22 protein-coding genes and 1 pseudogene are annotated in these 24,169 nt (G+C 50.6%); 16 read left to right on the forward strand and 7 right to left on the reverse strand.

The window, feature by feature from the left end; genetic code table 11:
- Positions 1-63 precede the first annotated feature (63 nt).
- The 6 genes and pseudogenes from HUO07_RS19880 to HUO07_RS21905 all read left to right on the forward strand — a co-directional run bounded on the left by HUO07_RS19880 (position 64) and on the right by HUO07_RS21905 (position 8,611).
- Positions 64-1,848 carry a class I SAM-dependent DNA methyltransferase gene (locus HUO07_RS19880; protein ID WP_340162509.1) on the forward strand — a complete coding sequence of 595 codons (1,785 nt, stop codon included), beginning with the start codon at positions 64-66 and terminating at the stop codon, positions 1,846-1,848.
- 2 nt (positions 1,849-1,850) lie between these two features.
- Complete coding sequence (locus HUO07_RS19885; RefSeq protein ID WP_176304941.1) at positions 1,851-3,917, forward strand: DEAD/DEAH box helicase; 2,067 nt, start codon at positions 1,851-1,853, stop codon at positions 3,915-3,917.
- A gap of 12 nt (positions 3,918-3,929) precedes the next feature.
- Positions 3,930-5,240 (forward strand): GIY-YIG nuclease family protein, encoded by a 1,311-nt coding sequence (locus HUO07_RS19890; RefSeq protein WP_127059527.1) that lies wholly within the window; start codon positions 3,930-3,932, stop codon positions 5,238-5,240.
- Between the two features lie 3 nt (positions 5,241-5,243).
- Complete coding sequence (locus HUO07_RS19895) at positions 5,244-6,569, forward strand: ISL3 family transposase (RefSeq protein WP_127059526.1); 1,326 nt, start codon at positions 5,244-5,246, stop codon at positions 6,567-6,569.
- A 10-nt stretch (positions 6,570-6,579) separates the two neighbouring features.
- Positions 6,580-7,440, forward strand: a complete 861-nt coding sequence (locus HUO07_RS19900) for a hypothetical protein (protein WP_127059525.1) — start codon at positions 6,580-6,582, stop codon at positions 7,438-7,440.
- Between the two features lie 150 nt (positions 7,441-7,590).
- A pseudogene (locus HUO07_RS21905) lies at positions 7,591-8,611 on the forward strand (YaaC family protein).
- A gap of 409 nt (positions 8,612-9,020) precedes the next feature.
- Here the strand turns inward: HUO07_RS21905 and HUO07_RS19910 are convergent.
- Entirely contained in the window at positions 9,021-9,395 is a 375-nt protein-coding gene (locus HUO07_RS19910) for a hypothetical protein (RefSeq protein WP_176304943.1), read from the reverse strand.
- An 83-nt stretch (positions 9,396-9,478) separates the two neighbouring features.
- On the opposite strand from HUO07_RS19910, the gene HUO07_RS19915 reads away from it, so the two are divergent.
- Positions 9,479-9,643 (forward strand): hypothetical protein, encoded by a 165-nt coding sequence (locus tag HUO07_RS19915; RefSeq protein WP_176304944.1) that lies wholly within the window; start codon positions 9,479-9,481, stop codon positions 9,641-9,643.
- Positions 9,644-9,745: 102 nt separating this feature from the next.
- Here the strand turns inward: HUO07_RS19915 and HUO07_RS19920 are convergent, their stop codons facing one another.
- Together HUO07_RS19920 and HUO07_RS19925 are read right to left on the reverse strand one after the other, a co-directional pair.
- The gene (locus HUO07_RS19920; RefSeq protein ID WP_113270570.1) at positions 9,746-10,702 is read right to left on the reverse strand and encodes a tyrosine-type recombinase/integrase; all 957 of its coding nucleotides are present in this window, start codon (positions 10,700-10,702) and stop codon (positions 9,746-9,748) included.
- Positions 10,695-11,018 (reverse strand): hypothetical protein, encoded by a 324-nt coding sequence (locus tag HUO07_RS19925; protein WP_113270569.1) that lies wholly within the window; start codon positions 11,016-11,018, stop codon positions 10,695-10,697. The genes HUO07_RS19920 and HUO07_RS19925 overlap by 8 nt, the downstream gene beginning before the upstream one ends.
- Positions 11,019-11,619: 601 nt before the next feature.
- Between HUO07_RS19925 and HUO07_RS19930 the strand changes: the two genes are divergently transcribed.
- Together HUO07_RS19930 and HUO07_RS19935 are read left to right on the forward strand one after the other, a co-directional pair.
- Entirely contained in the window at positions 11,620-11,976 is a 357-nt protein-coding gene (locus HUO07_RS19930) for a histone-like nucleoid-structuring protein, MvaT/MvaU family (RefSeq protein WP_035561723.1), read from the forward strand.
- Between the two features lie 33 nt (positions 11,977-12,009).
- Entirely contained in the window at positions 12,010-13,041 is a 1,032-nt protein-coding gene (locus tag HUO07_RS19935; protein ID WP_035561720.1) for a hypothetical protein, read from the forward strand.
- A 1,189-nt stretch (positions 13,042-14,230) separates the two neighbouring features.
- On the opposite strand, the gene HUO07_RS19940 is transcribed toward HUO07_RS19935, so the two are convergent.
- A complete protein-coding gene (locus HUO07_RS19940) occupies positions 14,231-14,785 on the reverse strand; it encodes a JAB domain-containing protein (RefSeq protein ID WP_035561717.1) in 555 nt (184 codons plus the stop codon).
- Positions 14,786-14,922: 137 nt separating this feature from the next.
- On the opposite strand from HUO07_RS19940, the gene HUO07_RS19945 reads away from it, so the two are divergent.
- Together HUO07_RS19945 and HUO07_RS19950 are read left to right on the forward strand one after the other, a co-directional pair.
- Positions 14,923-15,825 carry an ArdC family protein gene (locus HUO07_RS19945; RefSeq protein ID WP_052703848.1) on the forward strand — a complete coding sequence of 301 codons (903 nt, stop codon included), beginning with the start codon at positions 14,923-14,925 and terminating at the stop codon, positions 15,823-15,825.
- A gap of 296 nt (positions 15,826-16,121) precedes the next feature.
- Positions 16,122-17,150 carry a DNA-binding protein gene (locus tag HUO07_RS19950; protein WP_052703847.1) on the forward strand — a complete coding sequence of 343 codons (1,029 nt, stop codon included), beginning with the start codon at positions 16,122-16,124 and terminating at the stop codon, positions 17,148-17,150.
- Between the two features lie 1,047 nt (positions 17,151-18,197).
- Here the strand turns inward: HUO07_RS19950 and HUO07_RS19955 are convergent.
- From HUO07_RS19955 to HUO07_RS19960, 3 genes are read right to left on the reverse strand one after another with little or no spacing between them, the layout of a single operon-like run.
- Entirely contained in the window at positions 18,198-18,611 is a 414-nt protein-coding gene (locus HUO07_RS19955; protein ID WP_113270568.1) for a DUF411 domain-containing protein, read from the reverse strand.
- Between the two features lie 13 nt (positions 18,612-18,624).
- Positions 18,625-18,756, reverse strand: coding sequence for a hypothetical protein (locus tag HUO07_RS22070; protein WP_274542010.1), 132 nt, complete (start codon positions 18,754-18,756; stop codon positions 18,625-18,627).
- Between the two features lie 40 nt (positions 18,757-18,796).
- A complete protein-coding gene (locus HUO07_RS19960) occupies positions 18,797-19,339 on the reverse strand; it encodes a hypothetical protein (RefSeq protein WP_113270567.1) in 543 nt (180 codons plus the stop codon).
- A 358-nt stretch (positions 19,340-19,697) separates the two neighbouring features.
- Between HUO07_RS19960 and HUO07_RS19965 the strand changes: the two genes are divergently transcribed.
- From HUO07_RS19965 to HUO07_RS19985, 5 genes are all read left to right on the forward strand, one after another.
- Positions 19,698-20,069: a copper resistance CopC family protein gene (locus tag HUO07_RS19965; protein ID WP_035561708.1), complete on the forward strand. Its 372-nt coding sequence runs from the start codon at positions 19,698-19,700 to the stop codon at positions 20,067-20,069.
- A 51-nt stretch (positions 20,070-20,120) separates the two neighbouring features.
- Positions 20,121-20,978 carry a copper resistance D family protein gene (locus HUO07_RS19970; protein ID WP_241524639.1) on the forward strand — a complete coding sequence of 286 codons (858 nt, stop codon included), beginning with the start codon at positions 20,121-20,123 and terminating at the stop codon, positions 20,976-20,978.
- A 292-nt stretch (positions 20,979-21,270) separates the two neighbouring features.
- Positions 21,271-21,771 (forward strand): cupredoxin domain-containing protein, encoded by a 501-nt coding sequence (locus HUO07_RS19975; RefSeq protein ID WP_113270640.1) that lies wholly within the window; start codon positions 21,271-21,273, stop codon positions 21,769-21,771.
- 14 nt (positions 21,772-21,785) lie between these two features.
- Positions 21,786-22,451 carry a response regulator transcription factor gene (locus HUO07_RS19980; RefSeq protein ID WP_113270565.1) on the forward strand — a complete coding sequence of 222 codons (666 nt, stop codon included), beginning with the start codon at positions 21,786-21,788 and terminating at the stop codon, positions 22,449-22,451.
- A gap of 135 nt (positions 22,452-22,586) precedes the next feature.
- On the forward strand, positions 22,587-23,888 hold the full coding sequence (locus HUO07_RS19985) for an IS1380 family transposase (protein ID WP_035561701.1): 1,302 nt from the start codon (positions 22,587-22,589) through the stop codon (positions 23,886-23,888).
- The last annotated feature ends 281 nt before the right edge of the window (positions 23,889-24,169 follow it).

Below are 24,169 nucleotides of genomic sequence, written 5' to 3' on the forward strand. Positions count from 1 at the left end.
CTTCGAGCCGGAATTCAGGGCTAAAGTTACGTTTTGGTCTTGTTGCCATGCTGCCACCTAGTGATGTCTTGGTGCATATTAGCACCTCTAATTAGGTGGCCAAATTCACTATGCCACTACAAGAAGAGTCGGAAGAACGAACGAAAACTGAAGGAGCTACTTCTGCGCCTCCAGAATTTGCGCATTTTTGATCCGGCCTGCGGCTCAGGAAATTTCCTGATCATTGCTTACAAAGAGTTGCGAAAGCTGGAAATGGAAATCATCGACGCTCTGAACACGGTGTCGGATCAGACTGAAATGTATTACTCAGGAATTAAGCTGTCCCAGTTTCACGGCATCGAAATTGATGATTTTGCGCATGAAATTGCCATACTTTCTCTATGGCTGGCAGAACATCAGATGAACGTTGCGTTCAAAGCTAAGTTTGGTTATTCCGAGGCGGCCCTTCCATTGAAAGATTCAGGGAACATAGCTTGCGGTAATGCATTGAAGATTGATTGGGCGTCTATCTGTCCAGCCGGCGGAGAGGTCTACTTGTGTGGAAACCCTCCTTTTATAGGTGACAGATTTAGAACCAAAGAGCAATCAAAGGATCTTTCGAACACATTAAAGCCGGTAAAAAGCCCAGGTAAAGTTGATTTCGTTGCCGGATGGTTTTTCAAAGCGTCTAGGTATATGAGCTTAAATCCAAGCGATAGCGAAGCAGCATTTGTCGCAACTAATTCAATATTCCAAGGCGTTCAAGCCAACCTTGTTTGGGGGCAGTTGTTAAAGGAAGGTGTTAAGTTAAATTTTGCACACTCAACATTTAAGTGGTCAAACAATGCAAAAAAGAATGCGGGGGTGCATGTAGCTATACTAGGATTTTCTCATAAATCCAGAGAGTCTAAGCATATTTATTCAGGAGAATTTAAGAGATCTGCGAAAAATATATCGCCATACCTAATTGATGGCCCCAATATGGTAGTAAAAGGTAGGTCATCCAGCTTAAATCATGACAAAGAAATGGTGATGGGTAACTACACGAATGACGGTGGTTACTTGATCTTCTCGGAAGGCGAGAAAGATTCTCTACTGGAGAAAGAGCCCGGCATCGAGAAATGGATTCGCGAAATTGTAGGTGCAGCCGAATTCTTAAACGGGAAGAGAAGATATTGCTTATGGCTAGTTGATGCTACTGAAGATGATATTAATAGCTCGGAAGAGCTCTCCAGGCGGGTTGAATCCGTTCGCGTGAAAAGGCTTTCAAGCAGTGACAAGGGAAGCCAAAAGCAGGCTGAGAGACCTCACCTGTTTCGAGAACAGCACAATCCCGGAAATTATGTTTTTATGCCGCAAGTGTCTTCTGAGAGGAGGGATTATATACCGATCGACATATTGGGTTCTAATAAAATACCTATAGCACCAAACTTCTTTGTCGATAATGGGGGGCTTTACGAGTTCGGAATCCTAACATCCGAAATGCACAACGACTGGATGCGTGCTGTTGCTGGACGCTTGGAGAGCCGTTACCGGTATTCACCAACTTTAGTTTACAACACATTCCCATGGCCGAATATAATCAGTGATCAGAGGAATAATGTTGAAAGTTTAGCAGAAACAATTCTTATTCTTCGCGAAGACTACCCTGACAAATCCTTGTCGCAACTTTATGACCCGAAAGCAATGCCAGAGCCATTGCGGGAAGCCCATAAAGCTCTGGATCGCGCCGTTGAAAACCTTTACCGCGACAAGCCATTCAAAGACGCTACCGAGCGTTTGGAGTACCTCTTCGCCCGTTACGAAAAATTGATTGCTGAAGAAAAAGCAAAGAAGCCTGCCAAGAAAACAGCCAAAGGGAGTAATTGATCATGGCCGATCTGATGACGGTCCAGTACAAACAAACTGGCAAGAGTTCGAATCTGAATGAATTGGGCATGCGTGAAATGCAGGCCCGGGCGTATGACGCTCGCGATGCGCAATACCTGCTTCTCAAGGCTCCTCCGGCGTCCGGTAAATCGCGGGCGCTCATGTTCCTTGGACTGGACAAGCTGCAACACCAGGGACTGAACAAAGTCATCGTGGCCGTGCCCGAAATGTCCATCGGTGGCTCGTTCAAGGATACTGACCTCACGAGCGCTGGTTTCTTTGCCGACTGGAAGGTGCAGCCCAGCTACAACCTTTGCGTACCTGGCGGGGAGGACCGCAAGGTCAAAGCGTTCATCCGCTTCATGTCTGATCCGGACGCAGATATTTTGATCTGTACCCATGCAACACTGCGGTATGCTTACAAGGAATTGGCTCCATCGGACTTCAACGACACCCTGCTGGCAATTGACGAATTCCACCACACCTCTGCGGACGGCGAAAACCGGCTTGGCGAGCTTATTGATGGTGTCATGGCGGGCTCGAATGCCCATATTGTGGCTATGACGGGATCGTACTTCCGGGGTGACGCCGTTCCGATTCTCCTGCCAGAGGACGAAGAGAAGTTTACGCAGGTCACCTACTCCTACTATGAACAGCTCAATGGCTACAGATATCTGAAGTCACTTGGCATCGGCTATCACTTCTACACCGGTCGGTACCTGGATGCTGTGCATGAGGTGCTGGACACCTCGAAGAAGACGATTGTCCATATTCCAAACGTCAACGCGGTCGAGTCCACGAAGGACAAGTATTCTGAGGTCGATTACATTCTCGACGCTATCGGCGATGTCGTCGAGAAGGATATGAAGACCGGTATTATTACCGTGAAGGACCAGTCCGGCCGGCTTTTGAAGGTTGCCGATCTGGTTGATGACAACCCTCTCCGGATAGAGGTTCAGAATTACCTCAGGAATGTGTCGAAAGCCGACGACATGGATATCATCATTGCCCTGGGTATGGCGAAGGAAGGCTTTGACTGGCCTTGGTGCGAGCATGTTCTGACCATTGGCTATCGTTCCTCGCTCACGGAAATCATCCAGATCATCGGCCGCGCTACTCGCGACTCAGAAGGCAAAACACACGCCCAATTTACCAACCTGATTGCCCAGCCAGATGCAGAGGATGACGACGTCAAAACGTCGGTCAACAACATGCTCAAGGCCATCACCGTTTCGCTATTGATGGAACAGGTCTTGGCACCCGCAGTGAACTTCAAGCCGAGGTCTCGGATACGGCCGGGCGAAGAAGTCGACCCTGGCACTGTGGTCATCGAAGATACCACATCGCCTGTCTCCGACAAGGTCATGAAGGCCCTGGAGAACATGGACAACATCAAAGCCGCCATCCTTCAAAAGCCTGAAGTCATTGCACCAGCTGTGACGGGCGATGATGATCCAGAGGTCATGGAGCAGGTGGAAATTCCGAAGGTCGTGGAAACGCTTTATCCAGATATGGATGACAGTGAGATAAGCACTGTCTCAGAAGCCGTACACGCCTCCATGGCCATCCAGTCCACCGGAGGGCTGTTCGATGAGTCTGACCTGCCTGAAGGCGCTCAGATCATGACTCCTGAAGGGGTTCAAGAAGATGCCCAGGATTATCAGGGGGGCACAGATAAGCCGTCGAAGCCCGTCGCTGGTGCAGGCAATGATGAGCCAAAACCTAATCGCAAGTTTGTTCTTATCGGGAACAAGTTCGTCAATATCGAAAACCTGAATGTCGATCTGATTCGACAGGTGAACCCCTTCCAGGGTGCCTATGAGATCCTCTCAAAATCCGTGACGCCATCGGTGCTCAAGACCATCCAGGATACCGTGGTTGGCATGCGATCTCAGATGTCTGAAGAAGAGGCCGTTATCCTCTGGCCGCGAATCAATGAGTTCCGAAAGGAGAAAGGCCGAGAGCCATCTGTGACGGCGAGTGAGCCGTATGAGCGCCGTTTGGCGGAGGCGCTGGCCTATATCAAGAGAAAGGCTCAGGAGCGTAAGGCGCAGGCTCAGACGTCGTAAGGGGGATTTGGGATGCCACCGATCAATCACAACAGGCGGAAAGCCTCGGCTCGGCCTTCATTGGACGATATATTCGCTGGCCCGGATGAGTTCGGGCTTCTTGATGTCGGGGCCAAGAAATCAAGCTCGGGTGCGCCTCTTGAGGTGTCTCGATTTGAAGAGATCAGCGCGTTCGTCGATCAGCAGGGGAAAGCTCCGCAGGCTGACAGTCCTGACCTTCAAGAAAAGCTTCTCTCCCGTAGACTAAAGAGCTACGCCGAGAAGGAAGATCTGTTGTCAGCTCTGAAGCCATACGACCGTCATAACCTGCTACCCGAGCCCGTACTGGTTTCGAATCAGGAGGCGACCGCACATGATGAGGGAATGCCCTCCCGCGCCCCGACCGAACCGAGCAGGCCAGCGTCGAAGACGGACGTGAATCAGGCGGAAAACGTCACATCACTTGATGACATTTTTGCGAGCGAGGCATTCTCAGAGTTTGATCAAGGAGAAGACTCCCTCTTTGACCCGGTTCATGTCTCATTCGAGAAAAGCCGAGAGGAGCCAGATGAGATCGCTCAACGGCGTGTCTGCCAGGACTTCTATGCGTTTGAGCCAATATTCAGGGATCTGCACGAGAAGCTGAAAACTGGCGACGTTAAAGCAGCTCGCTTCCAGCAGGCCTCACAAGTTCAGCCGGGTGATGCCTTCATACTTGAAGGTGTCATGTGCCTTATCGATGAAGTTGGCGAGTACCGAGAGGATGGAGATGGTCGATATGACCCGAGGCTGCGGCTGATTTTCGAGAATGGAACAGAGTCCAATCATCTCCTCCGGTCTCTGGCAAAACGACTTTACCAGGACCCCACTGGACGGAGGATCATCCGTGATGCTGAGTCCGTAGTCGACGCCTTCAACAATGTGAATCACAAGGATAAGCGGGCTGGCCAAATCTATTTCGTCACGACGTTGAGCGATAAGCCCGCACTTCGTGAAATCCCGAATCTACTGAAAATTGGTTATACCGAGCTGACCGTGGATGAGCGGACAAAAAATGCGGAACGGGACACAGCATTCCTCGAAGCGCCGGTCAAAAAGCTCGCGTCTATAGAATGCTATAACTTGAATCCGAACAAGTTTGAGACCCTCATCCATGGGTTCCTTCACGCCCAGCGAATAAAGATGACGCTCACCGGGAGAGACGGAAAAGAATATCACCCGAGAGAGTGGTTCTCTGTTCCGTTGAATACTGCCCGCGAAGTGGTGAAGCGAATCATTGATGGAAGTATCGTTCAGTACCGCATGGACAATACCACCGGGCGATTGGTGAAAAAGAAGGTATGAACGATGCGCCAGTTTGACCTGCTAAACATGGATACCCTCCAATCCAGCAACTTGATTGATGAGGGCGATCACTACGTCATCGAGGTTGATGGTCAGGGTATACCTGGACGATGCCCCCACTGCCAGGCCGAGGGGCCATACAGGCATGGCACCCAGCAACAGCACTACATCGATACTCCGATGCACGGTAAGCCCGTACTGCTTCGAGTAGACCGGGCTCGCTTCCGATGCAAAAGTTGTGGGAAGACCTTTTTCTCAAACCTGCCAGACATCGACCCGAAACGAAAAGCCTCCACCAGATTCATCAAATACGTTGAGCAGGAGTCGATGAAGAAAACCTTCGCAATGATTTCACGCGAGGCGGGCATTGATGAAAAGACGATCAAGAATATCTTTGAAGACTACGTTCACCGGCTTGGAAAAGAGATCAAGTTTGAAACGCCGGAGTTTCTGGGGATTGATGAGCTGAAGATTATTGGCGAATACCGGTGCATGATCACCAACGTGAACGAGCTTGCTGTCTATGACCTGCTGCCCAACCGCAGGAAAACCGACCTCATGACTTACTTCAAGGCTATGCCTGATAAGCACAAGGTAAAGGTCGTGACGATGGATATGTGGCGCACCTACAAGGATGTCGTGAACGCGCAGCTACCAGGTCGCGATATTGTGGTGGATCGCTGGCATGTCATCCGCATGGCCAACGAGGCTCTGGAGGCCGTGCGAAAGCAGATTCGTAAAGGCCTTAACACTCGCCAGAGGCTGAAGCTGAAAGACGACCGCTTTATCCTTTTGGAGAGGGAGCGCAGCCTTTCGCCTGAGCAACGCGAAAAAATGCAGTCCTGGTTCGATCTTCATCCAGAACTGGCTATGGCTTATGAGGCGAAGGAGAACTTCCATAACATCTACTCGTGCCGCAACAAGGCTGAGGCTCAGGAGTTTGCGAGGGCATGGATGAGATCACTTCCGCCTGCAATCGAGCCAGCCTTTGAGGCATCCCGCACAGCGTTATTGAACTGGTGGGGGGAGGTTTTTAACTTCTATGATCACCAGGTCACAAACGCCTATACTGAGTCTGTGAATCGGCTGGCAAAGGATATTAACCGGATGGGACGCGGATACAGCTTTGAGGTCATGCGTGCTCGACTGATCTATGAGAAGCAAGCGCGTAAACCAACAACCAAGTTGAGAGGGCGAAAGCCAAAAAGCAATTCTCAGCCAGAGACTATGGCGAGGTCTGTTGGTCTGGAGAAAGTGTCCAGAACGATTGAGTACGGTCCACACATCCCTACGCTTTGCGACTTGCTGGAAAGCGGCCACTTTTCCTGAGGTTTCTACATTGATACCGGAATTGAGGGAGAGAGAAAATCATCTGTTCCCACACTCAATTCCGGATACCCTTTTAAACTGGGAAGACCAGAATGGACAGGCTTATCGAGCCTTTGTAGATCCAAAACATGTTATTGGGGCAAGCATCAAAGGGCATCCTGAGAACGTGCCACCAGAGGAGGTGGTGAATAGGATCGAGCGCTACGCGACCTACTTTGGCTCAAGGGATAACGCCTTATATGTCTGGTACAAGCCACTTGGGATATTCATTGCTCATGAGGGAAAACACAGGGTCGCTTTTATGCGATCGCATGATCAACCGGCTATAGCAGCGTGGGTTCAGGAAGCTGATTATCCAGCTCCATCTCGAATTACGATAATTGAGCCCAGCGATGAACGTGACGAATGGTTAGCAATGCTCGATGGTCGCTACATTCAGGTACTGCGGCGTCCGAACATTGCAAGGAAAATACTTGATGCTTACGGCGTAAAGACAACGAGCTGGCAGAATATAGATCATCTACCAGATGAAAAGATGGTGCGATTGGCGATTTACGAGCGCCGGCTTCATCGACCAGCCAGAACACGGAAGGAAATCGATAGGACTCTTGATCTGCAGGCTCATCTCGCTCGAATGGCCAAGGACAGTCAGGAGCAGTATTTTCATTGTCATGATCTCGGCCCATATCGTCTTGACTGGAATCGCAATATTGTAGTGATGTGCCTCATGCTATTTACAGGTTTATTGCTAGTAAAGTTTGATCATGACTGGTCGATCAGAACAGGGATTGGCTTGGTGGGTGTAACATCTGGCATGATGCTTAGCCAGAAACTGACGAGGTTCACAGGCCCGCGAAAGCTAAAATCATAAATGAATGAGAACGAAACTACCTTAAAAGGCTCGCTAAGGCTGATGACGACCAAACATACTACAGATTTTAGCCTAATATCCCGCAGTACAGCCTCTTAAGGAGCGAAAGTGCTTGGAGAAAATATTAAAATTGGCAATCGTCGGGTATGGATGCACAAAGCTATCAACCACCCTGACTTCGCATCTGAGAGCGTACTCACAAGAGATCCATGGAGCTTCGTAGAGCTTTGGCTTAAGCGACAGAATAAGAGTGAGGCACTATCCTTCTGGTCACAGGCACGAAGGTTCCATGAAGCCGCTAAGTATATGGATGTTGAAGCGTCGCCACTGTCCCTTTATTACTCTTTTTTGAACGCAACCAAAGCTCTTCTGGTGGTTCGAGGCGCCACACATGCAGAGAATCATGGTGTAACCGGAGATAGGCCAGCAAAAGCCAAGGCTAGCTTGGCTAATGAGGCCATAACTTTTAAGTCTGGCGGTATCTTGCCAGCTTTGTGTACGTATCTCGGCGAAAGCACCGTCACGCACACCGCCGAAAAGTACAACCTCAAAGACTTACTCTGGAATGTACCTTTTGTGCATAGAGCATTCTTGCATACCTTCAGGTCGGCCCCAGAGCTCTTCATACCGTTAGAAAGTGCTTGCTACGTAAAACATCCAGACCCCAAGGCTCGTGAATGCTGGTTCCAGGCTGAAGTGTCGCCCAGATATGCAGATGGTCGGATGCTCAGAAATATCCCTCACTCTTTTGAATGGTTCACTGAAGACGGTAGAACATATATTCGCCGAAAAAAGCGCTTCAATTGGTGGCGAGGTAAAGCCCCACAGGCTGAAAAACTCTTGGCCGCAAAAGCGGCTAGGCACATATCACAGCAAGACTCGTCGGATCATAGTTCCTATCTCTGGGAATCGCGACTTGTGGTACATCAAACGAAATCTGAGCAGCAACCCACCATCTGAGCGCCACGGTCTTACCATTATATTTGCTGCGATGCATCGGCTGAGCGAATTAGCCCGTTACGATCCTAATGGCCTAGAGAGACATCTCTACGGCACATCGAACTGGTTAATTACGGAATTCATGACAAATTCAGCAGATCAATTCATTGATCAGATGGCGTCGGAAATTACAGGGTTTCAGTTTTGGCGACCAGCCATACGAACCCCGTGAGAACTGTCAATGTACGATATGAATAGCCGACAAGCCGATTGACTGAGCTGGCTACTGTGATCCCTCTAAGGCTGACGTCAATCCAGCCCAGGTACTATACAGCTCGTTTTCATAACATTCCTGCTCAAGGCTACGCGCCAGCACGTCACTGGCGACAAGATCCAATTGGGTCTGAAGGCTTGCAACTGGAATAACTATCTCCGTGGTTTCCCATAGCTTCTTCTGTGTGCTGCGAGAATCAACTCGGTAGCGGGACCAGTGCGGTGAAGCCTCCACAGAGCTGATGGTTTCAACTAGCTGTGCCAAGCACTCTGGAGGAATTTTCTCATCGGCTAGCTTGGCTGCCTTTTTCAGACTATTCAGAATTTTCCGCAGGTCATGCTCATTATTTAGAGAACGGCGATGCCGATTATGTAATCATAATAGCCTGCCCAGGTTTGATCTGGTTCCGACATTCAATAATCTCAAAACACCACTGCAGTAGCCTTTTAAGAATCAACTCCGCAGCGTGACGCTGAAGATAAAAAGCTGGTAATCCTATCTCATCGAAGCTACCACGTGCCTGCCCTTGCTCAACGAGCAAAGAGGCTGCAGTCAGATAGGCCCCCACATAAGATGGCTGGCGCCAAAACCCACCCATGCGAGCGATGCCATTCTCAAAATCACTTTCCGCTTGGCTGGGGTTCTTCCCACCAACGAAAACATCTCGAGGGTCGGTCGCAGGGTGACGGGAGTAGAGAGGTCCGATGCTCCATAAACCGTTTACTTCTCGCTGACCAGTCATTTGCTGACCCCTTCCTGATGAATTAGGCTGTATTTGCCGCGCATGGCTACCCATCGATCTGGGGTTGCTACAGGATGGCCACCATGGACTGGGTTCCTGCATTGCCACCCCTTCGTGGTCAGCTCGGCACACTGCGCCATGTACCCGGCTGCTTGCCAGGCGAGGCAGTCTCCCCGGGTAATACCATAGACACTGGCAAAAGCTGCAGCCGGATCGCTCCAGAACACCTCGAGCTGACCTGGCGTTAGCGTCACGGTTATCTTTCCAGCTAGGCCATCGTGGCTGGTGTTGAACGTTATGTCACTGTTAGATGACACCCATAGCTTGGGGTGAAGCACTGCTCTGTTGTTTCATATTCTTTTCATCGCCTCCTCCAGGCGCCTTTCCGCACTTCGGTCATAGCGTTGTGTGGTGACTAGGTTGGTATGGCCTAGAGCGTATTGCACCGTGAGAACGTCGACACCTCGATCTAGCATATTCGTAGCGAAGGTGCGGCGAAAATCGTGAGGCGCGCACTCCTTAATGCCCGCCTGAACGGCCCTTTCTTTTATGATGAAGTACACAGCTTGGTCAGTAATACGAAGATCAGTAATCACACCATGTCGGCGCACTCTAGGGAAAAGAGGCCCGACATCCCGCCCCAACCGGGATTGCCATGCCATGACTTTCAGGAACGTTTCATTGGGCAGAAAGACGAGGCGTTCCTTGTTACCTTTGCCCAGAATCCTGATCGACTGCCGGCCGCGGTCAATCATCTCGATGTCTATGGATACACTCTCCGATCGACGCAGCCCCGTGTTGACCAGTAAGTGGAGTAACACGGCATCTCTCTCCCCTTTGGGGGTCTCGTCTGTTTCGCATGCGGAACAAAGGGCTTGGATAGCTACATCATCAAGGTGTACGCCCTTCGGCAACCTTGAGCCCCTGACAGACTTGAGATCGCTGATCTGATGGTGGCTCTCACTATCCATGCGACCCGCAACCCAAGCCTCACGCGCCACACCTTTCATAGCAGACAATGCAGTATTAATAGTGGATGGAGCCTTGCCCAGTTCACTCATCATCTCGATGATTGAGCGCACATGTTCGCGCCGGATCATATGCCACGGACAACTCTTAATGTCATGACCGCCGCTAAGGTAGGCAACTTGCTGGAGGTGAGATCGCATCGTGACCCGGCTACGGCGGGAGCCAAGCCCCATAAGGTAAGAGAGCGCGGGGTTTCCCTTGGCCTCTGTCAAAGAATTCGATGCTTCAGCAAGGCCCCCAGTGACGTTATAAGGAATCATCGCTAGTGAATCAGCCATTTCCGGGGCCCCCCTCTAAGCTGGCAATGTGTTGCTGCAAATAATCAGCCTGGTCTGCAGAGCACATAACAATATCGAGCAAATCCCCGCTTTCATGCATCACCTCGTAAAAATCTGATGCGCTTGGTGCGGACTCGACATAGACTCGCTTGCGACGCAGCCCGCCCGGGATCGTTAAGCTCAAGTGCTCAAGAACTGCATCGGCGTCCTCTAGGACACTAACAATATCGCCCGTATCACGGACAATGACCATGAAATCGTTGGTAGTGATGACCGCATATCCTGCGCGGGGTGGCATAATCAAGTGATCAAACATCCAATTGCTCCCTTTTGGTTGTGATTTTCCCCCTGATCAGGGTTAGTGCCTGGCTTCAGACTGGGCAGCGTCCTGGCACCAATATGTGAAGACCACCTAAATCAGCTGCAATGCTATTGACGACCATCTGAGCATATGAAGTAACTACCGCAATTTTGTAGATTGCCTTCCAAGTCATTCAGCACAGCCTTATTCATGTGACTCTGATACAGCCTACTCGGGTTCGCTGCCCTTCTCTACTTTCTTAAATAACTATTTTAATAAGTAGAGAACCTAAGCGCCAGCACTACGGCCTTTTTAACTGTGTACACAGGATCACTCAAAAACGGAAAATATCACCCTAAGTTATTGTTCTATATTCTATTTCTCAAGGTAAAAGCCATTTCCTGAAAGCCTGTACGCAAAATCTAGGCTTTTGGCAGGGCCATCACCCGTAGATTTTGCGAAATAAGGGTATTTTTTAATGGAAAAACACATCCTTGGAGAGATATTTTTGCGCTAGCTTTTAGACCACTGCCAACGGTCTCATATCGTTGACATACAGCCGAGTTAGCTACAAAATGTGCTTTGCACACTTTCACATTGCCTTGTCTGGAAACACATGCCTATATTGCGTGAATACCAACAGCTGCAGGAGCAATCGAAGTCTCTTCGAGAACAACTTATATCGTTTGAGAATCGAGAAGATTTCAAGCGTGAAAGTGCTTTTTTTAACCGCTTAAAAACGTTAATGGCTGATTATAATGAATCGGCCCTGGACGTTATTAAATTGGTTAATACTGAAAAAAGCGTCAGCGAGTCTCCGGCTATACGTAAGAAGCGAATGATAAAGGAATATCGCAATCCTTATGAAAGGGAGATTGTCGAAACAAGAGGTGGCAATCATAAAACCCTGAGGGCTTGGAAGGATCAGTACGGTGCCGAGGTCGTTGATTCTTGGCTTGTCGAAGAGAAATAGCAGGTTATTACTGTAGGCTGACAGAGGTTAGATATGGCCAGCGATAGCAATAAAGACAAGGACATACAAGCAGTTGCGGTTAATAAGCCGCCTCAGCTTGACCTATTCAGCCTGAGCGATAGCCGGGACAGAAATTATAGTAATAGCATCGACATTTACGATGCATTGCCTAAATATTCTCTGGAGAAGCGTCGTCGATTCACAGACCTTAACAGCGCGGTAAGAGAGCGCGAGTGCCGTATAGGCGACCGCGTTATAAAGGTTAAAGTTAAGCCAGCTATTATCGAGAATAGTAAAGGCAAACATGAGCTAGTTTATCCTGGTGAGCGTGAAGAGATTATAGAAGACGCTTTAAGAAAACTGGCTGTTAATGGCGGAAGCGTCATGATCGATGGTAAAGTTGGTGTTCTTTTTACTTTCTACGAGTTGCGTGCTGAGTTACGCCGGAACAAACATGAGTTCAAACTCAGCGAGATAAAGGAGGCGATACTTGTATGCCGTGGCGCACAGCTTGAAACGGTCACCAATGATAATGAAACTGTTATTTCCTCAAGCTTTTTTCCTATGGTCGGCCTAACCACGCGAAAAGATATTCAGATGCGTGAAGGCGATACTAAATGCTATGTACAGTTTAACCCTTTAGTAACTGAGAGCATTCTTAAACAAACTTTCCGTTTATATGACTATAGCACTTCGATGTCGATTAAGAGCCCTCTTGCCCGGTACATGCATAAGCGAATGAGTCACTACTGGAGCCAGGCATCAGCCAACGATCCCTATACGCCTCGTCTTATTCCTTACCTGTCAGGTAGCCCTCGCGGGCTTTCTGATCGCATGGGCAGTAATGTTCGGGCTATGAAAATTGCCCTAGACGTACTCGTTGAGCATGAGGTTATAGCTAGTTATAAAGCGAAGAGAATAACGGAAGGGAAAAAACTTGTTGATATTTACTACACAATCTTTCCTACAGATAAATTTGTCAAAACTGTTAAAAGAGCAAATTACAAAAGTAACTCAATACGGTTAAAGAAAGACTTACATACTATTAGCGAAACATCACTTTAAAATAATATTATCTTATTTCCTTTTGTGAAGTCTGGATCATTGAATGCATTTAGATGGCCTTTACTGCTTAGGGGGATAATGTACACACGGGCAACTCGTCGCCCTTCAAACCCCAGCCAGCCAGGATCGTAATTAACGGGCTGTGCTGCAGGAACCATTGAGGCGCGCATTGCAGTCCAAGCGTGTGCCATCATTGGGGGGAATGTTGCACAGATAGCCGATTCCAGACCCTCTCGATCACCTTGCTCAATAGGGGGAATGTTGCACAGATAGATGCTTCCAGACCTCCTTAATCACCGCGCCAATGACCGTAGCCAACGTCCAGTCACCCTTGTAAGCAGACTGCTATCACAGTAGGCATTCAAGAGTGTAGCTCACAGAACGTAGGTGGGAACGTTGCACCATCAGCCCCCGCGACAGGTCTTTAAAGCACGGCCAGCGTGCTCAAAAGTGTCATTCCTCCCTGGCAGGGGATTGTCGATCAGTAACAATTTGACAACAAAGAAGGTAAGGCACTATATTAAGCAGCTTCAAATGATAACGGTATAAAAGTGCTCTGATAGCTATCAACGTATCCACATTTACTGTGGGTAAGCCTGTGGAAAAGTAGCGTTTTATAGGTGGGAATGTTGCATCGTTTCGGTGGGGATACTGCACAGGTTATTTTCTGACCAGCAATTTAGCCCTCTATAGTAGGTGGGTATATTGCACAGGAGATGCAGAGCGAATCGAATCGATCCTGTCAACCTATCATGCCTTAAATCTTGCAGGTGGGAATGTTGCACAGATGGTGCCTAAATGAGCCAAAATGTGGACAAAAAGACGTTTTCTGTGGACATCAGGAGGATAACTTTGAGCCCCAGGTGGGGATGTTGCACAGCAAGCGGTGGGAATGTTGCATAGCAAGCGGTGGGGACGTTGCATCGGTTTTTGAAAGATAATGCATACTTTTCAGTGGTTTGATGCTTCTTTACTCGCTCGTAACCCTGTTTTAACCCAGCCTTAACCCTTTAACCTTTTTATATTAACCAGCCTTTCCTAACACCCCCCAAGCCACCGAGTTTCTTTGTGGGCCGTTAGAAGAGCAGTATCAACATCACAGCAGGTTTAACAATTAAAGGATAGCCCATAAAAAAGCCTCACCAGCTGGAATGCTGGTGAGGCCATGAAAACGGCATAACCGTTGAAGTTATATCAGCCCCCTCTCTGCAAAGCTGACATGCTCGGTGCCAGCCACAATAATGTGGTCTATCACCTTTACGTCGATCACATCCAAAGCCTCTTGTAGCTTCTTCGTAATCTGACGATCAGCATCACTCTCTTGAGGACTACCGCTAGGATGGTTGTGACACAACAATACGGCGGAAGCATTCGTTTCAATCGCACTTCTAACCACTTCCCTAGGATAGACAGCCGCCTTATCCACGGTGCCTCTAAAAAGCTCCTCATGCTTGATGACTTGATGTTGCGAGTTCAGCCACGTCACTGAGAACACTTCGTAAGGCAGTTCCGCATACTTGAGCGTCAGATAATCAACCGCTATCCAAGGAGCCGTTATCTTTGCACCCTCACTCTCAAGCTGACCATAGAACCGTGCTTCGATGATGTTCAGTGCCTCTGAGATAACAGCATCTTCACTCTCTTTACGCTGCTCTGCGGTCTCTACGGTTCCCTTTCCAGGGAAACTATAAACTTTGGCCGCCTCACTAACTGCGAACATATCCAACTGGTTGGTGTGCTTCATCATTCTCTCCTCTCTCATTCCCGCTGCCGGGTCTCGATTAGAGTTAGGGGAAGCACTGACCCCCCACCGGCTGTCACCTAGCGCCCTATCCCTTCTTGAGACCTGCACTACTGCAGGAATGAGAGAGGAGATAGATCATGAGCAAACGTGCAATCGATGGTATCCGCGAAGCACTCATACAAGGTTTGATGGAAGGCACAGCCCCCTGGCAGAAGCCTTGGAAACCAGGCGACAAAGATGTGAGCCAGCCCTATAACGCCTCTTCAGGGCGTTCTTACACTGGCTGGTCAAATATCATCAGTCTCTGGATTGCTTCAGATAAAAACGGCTACACCAGCCCTGCCTGGGTGACTTTCAAGCAAGCGAAGGATCTCTGCACTCACCCCCGCAAGGGCGAAAAGGCCACTCCCGTGGAATTTTGGAAATTCCACAAAAAGCGCGAGAAGAAGGAGAACGGCACAACGGAGGAGAAAATCATCCCCGTGAACCGTATCTTTTATGTGTTTAACGAGGAGCAGCTGGCGGACCCATTGACAGAGGCTGCAAAGCCACCTGTCTTAGAAGCTCAACCTGAGCCCGTGCAGTTCGTTGCACGGCTGATTGAAGCATCGGGCATCCCTTTAAGCTGGGGCGGTGACAAGGCCTACTACAGGCCCTCTACGGATGGCATACGCCTGCCCCGTCCTGAACAGTTCCATGAGGTTAGTGAAATTGCGGCCACCGGCCTGCATGAGCTGATCCATGCTACTGGTGCTCCCTCGCGCCTCAACCGGGACAAGAGCGATCGCGCTCGAGAGGAAGTAGTGGCAGAAGCTGGCGCCTGGCTTGCAGCCATGCGCTTTGGTCTCCCTGCTACCCCCGAAAACTCGGCGTCCTACCTCACTGGATGGGCTTCACGGCTCAAAGGTGACCAGGCCAAAGAGATCGACCGTGCTCTGGCTGATGCGCAGAAGGCGGTCAACTTCATCGAGCAAATGGCACAACAGTGCGGTTTGATCGACGGAGAAGAAGACTCAACTGCAGCAACCGCGGCAGCTTGATTTTTTTCTTTACCATTCAACAGCCTCCCCCTCGGGAGGCTTTTTTTTGTGTTTAGTCACTGCGGTGGGGATGTTGCACCGATCCCGCAACAGCTATGGCTTTCAACATTGGCACGATCTTTCCCAATAGATTTCCTGCACTGGTTGCATTCTTAGGTGGGAATGTTGCACAGCAGATCATCTAGTAGGCTGCGCTAGCATTATTTTTAGGGTTAGCGAAGCTGTTGACTATATTGTATGTATGTATCTTATGTATAATACATACATACAATACATACACTAGGAGATAGCCCGGCATGACTATTAAGCCGGAAATACGGCAACGCATCATTGATGCTGCCGAGAAGCTGGTATCCGAAGGCATCGACAGGCCCACCAATGAACAGGTGCGCGAATGCCTGGGTGGTGGCTCCCTGTCGCATATTTCCCCGGTCATGCGTGAGTGGCGCGATAGCCTAAAAGACAATGCCATCGCTGTGCGAGAAATGCCGAATGAGATCCGCACTGTCTTGGAGCGGGTTGGAGCTGAACTATGGCGCTCCGCTAGCCAGCACGCTGATGAAGAAGTCGAGAAGATACGCGCAGAGTCCGAACAGCGCGAGAAAGCTGCCAACGAAGAGCGAGATGAGGCGCTACGCGAGATTGAGCGACTAGAGGCCAGCATCGCAACCTTGCGTGAACACGGCCATCAGGATGGGCAGCGCATTGAGCAGCAGACGGAGGAGATCCATACGCTTGTGACGGAGAATGCCACCGCAAGGCAGCGGGCAGCGGATGCTATGGGACGAGTTACCGATTTACAAGACCAGCTCTCCCGCCAGAATCAGCAATTGGAAACCATGCGTGTTGAAGCGCAACGGCAACAAACGTTGGTCGACCACTTGCGAGACGAGAAAGCCGATAGCAGCGCCCGGTTGGCCACAATTGAAAGCGAGCTTAAAGCCGCTACACGGGAACTGGAAACCTCTAGTAAACGTGAATTGCAGCTCCAGAAAACGCTCGAGGCCGTCAACGAAGACCTCTCTTCTCTTCAGCAGGAACATGCCAGCCTACGTGCGGAGAATGCCTCTGTTATGAGGCGCAGCGGTGAGCTGCAGGACGAGAACGCAACGCTTCGTACCGATCTCGACAAGATCAAGACATCTTCCAGCGACGCCCGTAGCGAGCTGAAGACAGCGACTAAGCGGATTGAGGAGTTGGCAAATATTCAGGAAGAGCACTCAGAAACCCGGACACAGCTGGCAATCGCTTTATCCCGCGAAGAGGATCTGCGCAAGCAGTTAGCTGACCATCAGAAACGGCTAAAATCAAACAAAAAAGACTAGGGACCAAAGGCAGAGTGATGAGGTACAGGTCAGCCAGGTTACTGACCGGGCTCATGCTGATAATGGCACCAACCGTGGCCACTGCTGATATTATCATAGGCACCTGGTACGTGCGCCAGCTTGGCTGATTACCGATTGCCAAAGTGATACACCCTGGTAGAAGCGCAGAATGGATTCTTCTCCAGCACGAGCAAGTTCAAACCCAAATTACACCGGCTTTCCAATCCTTATATCTAGGGAGGGAAAGATTACTGAGGAAGCCCTGGACATTTGTATAGCGCATCTGATCAAGCGTGGCAGGGTTCAATCCAGGAAGTCGTGGATAACATGCCGGAAAGCGTTGTATCAGTTCTTTGGCTGGTGTGAGGTGAATGCTATTGACTGGCGTGATGTGGGCAATGACCGAGAAACTACGGTATTCGCGGAGTTCCGGGGCTGGAACCTAAGCCCCGAGGGCGGTGCCTTGCCGCAGCAACGGTGAATGCCCGGCTACGACTTCTTTGCGCATTCTATCGGTATGGCACCAAGTGTGGTTGGGTGATGACTGTTCCGTATGCCATGAAAACGGTAATGGTTAGGCAACCTACAGGCCTCCTCGCTCACGTCGGTGCGAGTGGAGGAAGACGTACGACCGCAGATGTCACGCTGAAGACGCCACGAACCGTAATTTGGGTGCTAAGCAAGCATCAATCGATTGATCTCCTGAGTGCCATCACCAATCCCACGCATACGCTGTACTCAATGATGCAATCCAAGGCTCAGACCTATGCCTTGCTCTACGTGCGCGACCGACTGGGCCATGCCTCGGTCGCAACTACTGAGAAATACTTGCACTGTCTCTAATTTTAATTAGTTTGATAGACGCAAATAATAGGCTGCTTTTGGCCGAGGCTATGTGAAAACTCTCGAGCCGTAAACAATATGGTTGACGTAAGCGAAATCGGTAGAATTTTTATAAATGAAAAGCTTTAGAGTCAGCGAAAGAGCACCGCAACCAACAGGCCAGCTTTGATCACTCAATTAAAGGGTCATAAACTGCTCATCTTCCTAGTCTGTAAACGCGTAGACATCGTAAGGACCGTCTTGTGGCCCTGGCATACCTGGCGTACCAATCGGCATACCTGCTAAACCAATTCCATCTATTTTAGGCTGTTGCTCAAACAGCGCCTTTACGGCTTCCATCGGAAGGTGACCTTCAACCCAATACTCGCCTATTTCGATGGTATGGCACGATCCCAGACCATAGGGAACGCCCGCCTGCTGCTTGATATCACCCAGCTCGACGTCATCAATAATGGTGACGTCTACGCCAAGTTTCTCAAGATGGCGCGCATATTCATCACAGCAGCCGCACTGGGGGTTTTTATACAGTGTTGCCTCTGGCGGTAACGCCGCTTGAGCGGAGACCGTCCCAAGCAGCATGAAACCCGAGAGCAAAAGTTTGGTTGTCATATGTCGCATTATTTTCAACTCCTTAACGTGAACGACTGAAGAGGTACTTGGCCAGCGACGCGATCGCCAAGCCAACTAATAACAGCATGGCCAGGGGCATCAACCAGCCTAACCACCCCATTGACCCCATAAAAGCAAAGCATTTCGCGTTCATTATGGCATCACTCCTATAAGGAATAGGCAATCCCCATGGCTTATTGCGAGCCATGGTGGCTGGGCATGCTTCCACTCATTTGTTCACGCTGCTCGTCGGTTAGTAAGTCCTGCATCTGGTTATGCATGCGCACGTTATCAGCCATCATATCGCCATGAAGGCTGGCCATTTGAGCATGCAGCGTCTTTACTTTCCATTGTTCAGGGCGTTCAGTCTGCATGATTTGCATCATGTCGTCGCGCAGGTTCATCAATTCGCCCATCCGCTCAAGCTGGGCCGCGCGGTGTTCTTGGCGCATCTCACGCATGGTACTCATCTGCTGCTCGTCGAGCATACCGCCCATGCTCCCCATGCCTCCCATCATTGGACAAGGCATCATCCCGCTTTGCCCTCCCATCATCATTCCTGGGTACATGTCTTCTTGACTGCCCATCATCATGCCCGAACCCATACCGACTTGGCCGTCCATCATATTGCCCTGACCTTGGGCGCCTTGGCTCATACCTTGAGCGAAAATGGCGCTGCTGGGGACACTGAGGCTTGCAGCCAGACCAATGGCAAAGATCATCTTGTGCTTAACCATGATATTTCCTCTTATCATGTTGCTGGTCGAGACATCGCCTTATCCATTAAAAATGGAAGAAGGCGGAGTTAGCTTTCGTTATAAACCTACAACCTATAGGTGGCCCAAAGGTAAAGGAGAAACCGATCCCAATACCTAAGTGTTGTCACAGATCATTTTTTCCGCCATTTTCAGCCCTGTTTCAGGTTGGCACGTTATAACACCGACTCATTTCCATGAAGAAAAGCACGACGCCATGCGCCTTGTTCGCCAAACAGGGCAGATGAACGATGTAAGAAGGCTCAGCCGAATCAGTTTTAGCGCCTCCGCGATGAAGTAACGGCATCCATTCAACCCTAAAAATATATAAGGATACGGTATGCAAAAGAAGACGAGTTCGCTCCCTATCATTCACGCTACCTTAGCAACGCTGTTGCTGTCGCTAGCAATCCCAGTGCTGGCCCATGAAGGGGGCGCAAGCACTTCACCTAAGGATGGCGTGACCATTCAGGATTCCCCAGCAGAGATTGGCATTGAGTTTGGTGGCATGATGCGTATCACCCAGTTTGAAGTGACAGGCCCGGACGGCTCTGTTCCTCTTGATGGTCAGCCAGGCAGTGAACAGGTCGAACGCTACTTCGTAAAACCAGGTGAAATTCTTTCGGCTGGGGACTACCAGGTACGCTGGCGCGGCCTATCGGATGACGGGCACATGATGACCGACGGTTTTAACTTCTCGGTCGAGCCCTGACCCATGGCCTGGTGGTTCTCCGTAAATAGCCTCGACGTCTGGACCGTCGCGATGATTCTCGTGGCGGCCGGGGTTTACCTCAGTGCCCTAGTCGCGACGGGAGCCGTGTTGTTTCGTCTAGCATTTCCCCAACTCCCTGAACATGACCGGAGGCACGTCGCCCGCATGGGTGTCCTTGCTGTCTGGGCCGGGATTATCCTGATTCTGTTCCAGTGGCCTTTAGAAGCTGGTTACCTTGGGGGCGGCAATATAGCGGCTGCAACCAACCCAATGCTACTCGGGATCGTGTTCGAGGGTGCGTCCGGGACCCGGCTGATACTGGTGGTAACTGGCTTGCTGTTGGTCCAGGCGATTCAGCTCAATAACTTAACACTCTCAAAAACAGCCAATAGCTTGAGCCTAGTGGGCGTGTTACTGGTGATGCTGGCGTTCGTGCAGGTGGGACATACGGTGAACACCCCACGCCTCGTTCTGGCTGGCTTGCTGATCATTCACTTGATGGCGGCGGCGTTCTGGGTAGCCTCGCTGTGGCCGCTGTTCCACTTAGTGGGGCAACATTACAACCACGGCAATACCGCCCGTATTCTGACCCGTTTCGGGCAACTCGCCATGGGCGGAGTTGGCGTGTTGGTACTGGCGGGCGTCACGTTGGCCACGCTGCTAACAGGCGGTCTCACACCCCTGCTCACCACGGCATATGGACAGTTCTTGATCGGCAAAGTATTGATTGTCGCGGTGCTGCTGTTATTTGCTGCCGCGAACAAGTGGCGGCTTGTACCTGCCTTTGAGAGCGGCGACGCAACAGCCCCACGACGTTTGCAGCGCAGTATTGCGCTGGAGGTGGTGCTGGTCGTGGTTGTCCTGCTGATTACGGCGGTGCTGACAAGGGTGACATCACCGAATGGGTGACCAACAGGGCAACCACCTTGTAGAGCCGATCCAGAGATCGAACATTAACGGTCGCCTTCTTGTGGGCCGTACACTGAGGTTTAGGCGGATGCTGCCATAGGCATTGCACCAAAAAGACGAAAAGTCATTGCTGCAGTGTTGACACTAATTAGAGAGCAGTATCTAGTCAGGATCCATCATCATATTAGAAATACTGTTGTGCAGCAGATCCTATTATTACGTTAGGTTCAGGCTCGTTTCAGGTTAACACCGTATAAAGAACAAGTGGCAATAACCTCTGAGGTAAATGACCATGCGCAAAAACACTTTAGTAACGTCTTTATTTGCTCTTTCACTAGGCTTAGTAACAAGCGCCACGTGGGCTGCACCTGGCCATGGCGGCGGGGATAGCGGCCTAACTGAGTCTGACGTCGACCGCACGATCAGTCTCGAGGCTGGCGATATGTGGTTCGACCCTGAAGAGCTAGAACTGGCGGCTGGGGAGGTGGTTAAATTTGAAATCACCAACACCGGCAATTTAGAGCATGAATTTGTGATTGGCAGTAAAGAAGCCCATGAAGAGCATCGAAAAATGATGCTAGACATGGCAAATGGCGAAGGTCATGACATGTCAAACATGTCACAAGGTGAAGGCCACGATATGGCCAATATGAGCATGGCAGGCGTCACAATTGCACCTGGTGACACCGGGACTCTATTATGGAGTGTTCCTGATAATACTAACGAGCTAGAGTATGCTTGTAACATTCCCGGCCATTACGAATCCGGCATGTACGGCAATTTTACTTTCTAATCTGACGTTTACCCATGAAACTGTTGCTACTCGAAGATGATGATTTGCTGGCAGAAAGCTTGGCAGAGAGTCTCAAGGACAACGGTTACCTTGTCGACTTGGCCGCTTCATTGAAAGCGGCCAAGTCGCTAATGGCAACCGAGCATTACGAGCTGGCTATCTTAGATCTCGGTTTGCCCGATGGCTCGGGACTAGATCTACTAGCCCAGTGGCGCAAGCAAAAACGCAGCACGCCTATCTTGATCTTGACGGCGCGCGATACTTGGGAAGATAAAGTCATTGGTCTTGAAACGGGTGCCGATGATTACCTAGCTAAACCCTTCCATGAAGCCGAGCTTATGGCCCGTTTGAAGGCACTGCTGCGCAGGCAGTCTGGTCAGTTATCTCAAGTTGTGACGCTCAATGGCGTATCGCTGGATGAAGCAGGTCAACGAGTATGCCTAGAGGGAGAAACTTGGCGTTCGCTAACGGCGACAGAGTTTCGATTACTACGCTACTTAATGCTGCATCCAGATCGCATTCACTCCAAAGAGCAGTTATTAGAGCAGCTCTATGCCCTGGAACAGGATGCCGCCGCACCTAACTTGGTCGAAGTCTATATCGCTCGTCTGCGCCGTTATCTAGGCAAATCAATTATCCAAACTCGCCGCGGCCAGGGGTATTTCTTTGCTTCACATTGATCGGCGCAGTTTACGTTTTCGACTACTCGCCTGGCTAGCCCGGATTTCTCATGAGGGGATAAAAGAAAGCGGCTGAAAGTGCTATAGTTTCAGGACCTTACACCGTTCACCAAGCACCAACAGCCGCTATCCAAAATGGTACCTGAAAAACTGACCTTCTCGCCACTGTCTCGCCGTCAAATTGAAGCCGATTTCTCCGGTGGTCATATCACCTCCGATGCCGGCCTGCTTTTGCTTCGCGAAGTCGACAACCAACACCAGCTCACTCAGCGCCTGGCTACGGTGCTGGACGATGCCCGTAATCCGGTACTGGTTCGCCACAAGCTTCAAACCATGATCCGGCAACGGGTCTTTGGCGTAGCCGCCGGATACGAAGATCTGAACGATCACGAAACGTTACGCGCTGACCAGGCACTTCAGACCGCGACTGGCGAAGAGGCCATTCTGGCGGGCAAATCAACACTGTGCCGAATGGAGCAGCGCGTAGACCGGCAGGCCGTGGTCAAGGCCCACGAACTGCTGTGGCATCACTTCATTGAACAGCACGAGACTCCACCCAAGGAAATTGTGCTGGATTTTGATGGCACCGACGTTCCGGTGCATGGCGACCAGCCCGGCAAGTTCTTTAACGCCTACTACAATCACCATTGTTACTTCCCACTGTACGTGTTCTGCGGTCGCCATCTGCTGGTGAACTACCTGCGCACCAGCAACCGAAGCGACAGCCGCCACAGCTGGGCCATTCTGGCCCTGCTGGTGAAATTCATCCGGCAGTACTGGACGAATACCCGCATCGTGTTCCGGGGTGACAGCGGCTTTTACCGTCCCCGATTGCTGAGCTGGTGCGACCGGAACAACGTGGACTATCTGGTGGGCCTCAGCAAGAACAGCCGGCTGCTCAAGGAGGTAGACGTACCCTCGATGCTGGTTCGCAAGGCTCACAACGAACTGGGTGAAAAAGTCTGCGCCACCTATCGATTCCAGTACCAGGCCCACACCTGGAAACACCCCCGCTGGGTGATCGCGCGTCTGGAGGAGGGCGAACTGGGTGCCAACCCCAGGTTCATTCTCAGCTCCCGTTACGACGACGGCGTTAAACTCTACTACGAGCAATACTGTGCCCGGGGTGACATGGAAAACCGGATCAAGGATCAGCAGTTGTGTCTGTTCGCAGATCGCACCTCCAGCACGCGGTGGTGGACCAATCAGTGGCGGTTGCTCTTATCGGGCTTTGCCTACACGTTGTTCGAGCGATTACGGGCCCACTTGAAGAAGACCCCCTTCGAGAGAATGAGCGCCAGTAACCTGCGGCTGAAGCTGATCAAGGTGGGCGCGGTCATCATTCGCAACACTCGACGCATACGGGTGTTGATGAGCGATGCCTATCCTTACAAAGACGAACTCTCTGACCTGGTGCGTCAACTGGTTCCGGAATAGAAGCCTGGGCTCCCCCGGCCCGACTCAATGGGGGAAAGGGGGCCGTGTGTCCGGACAACAGAAATTGATCAGTTATTAATCAATCGCGGCCGCAAATGAGCGGTAGTGGCGGTAACCTGCACAGTCTGCGAGACTTGCCGGGGACCTATGAGAAATCCGGGCTAGGAGTCTGCGCGGCAGAAACGTTTTGAGCCCTCGTTTCCGCCAGACCGGATCATTGTCTGGCCGGAAGGAGTGTTCGCGATATCGGATCGGCTCCATCATCGCTTTCGATCCAGCCA

Source organism: Vreelandella maris, from assembly GCF_013371085.1.
Lineage (GTDB): Bacteria > Pseudomonadota > Gammaproteobacteria > Pseudomonadales > Halomonadaceae > Vreelandella > Vreelandella maris.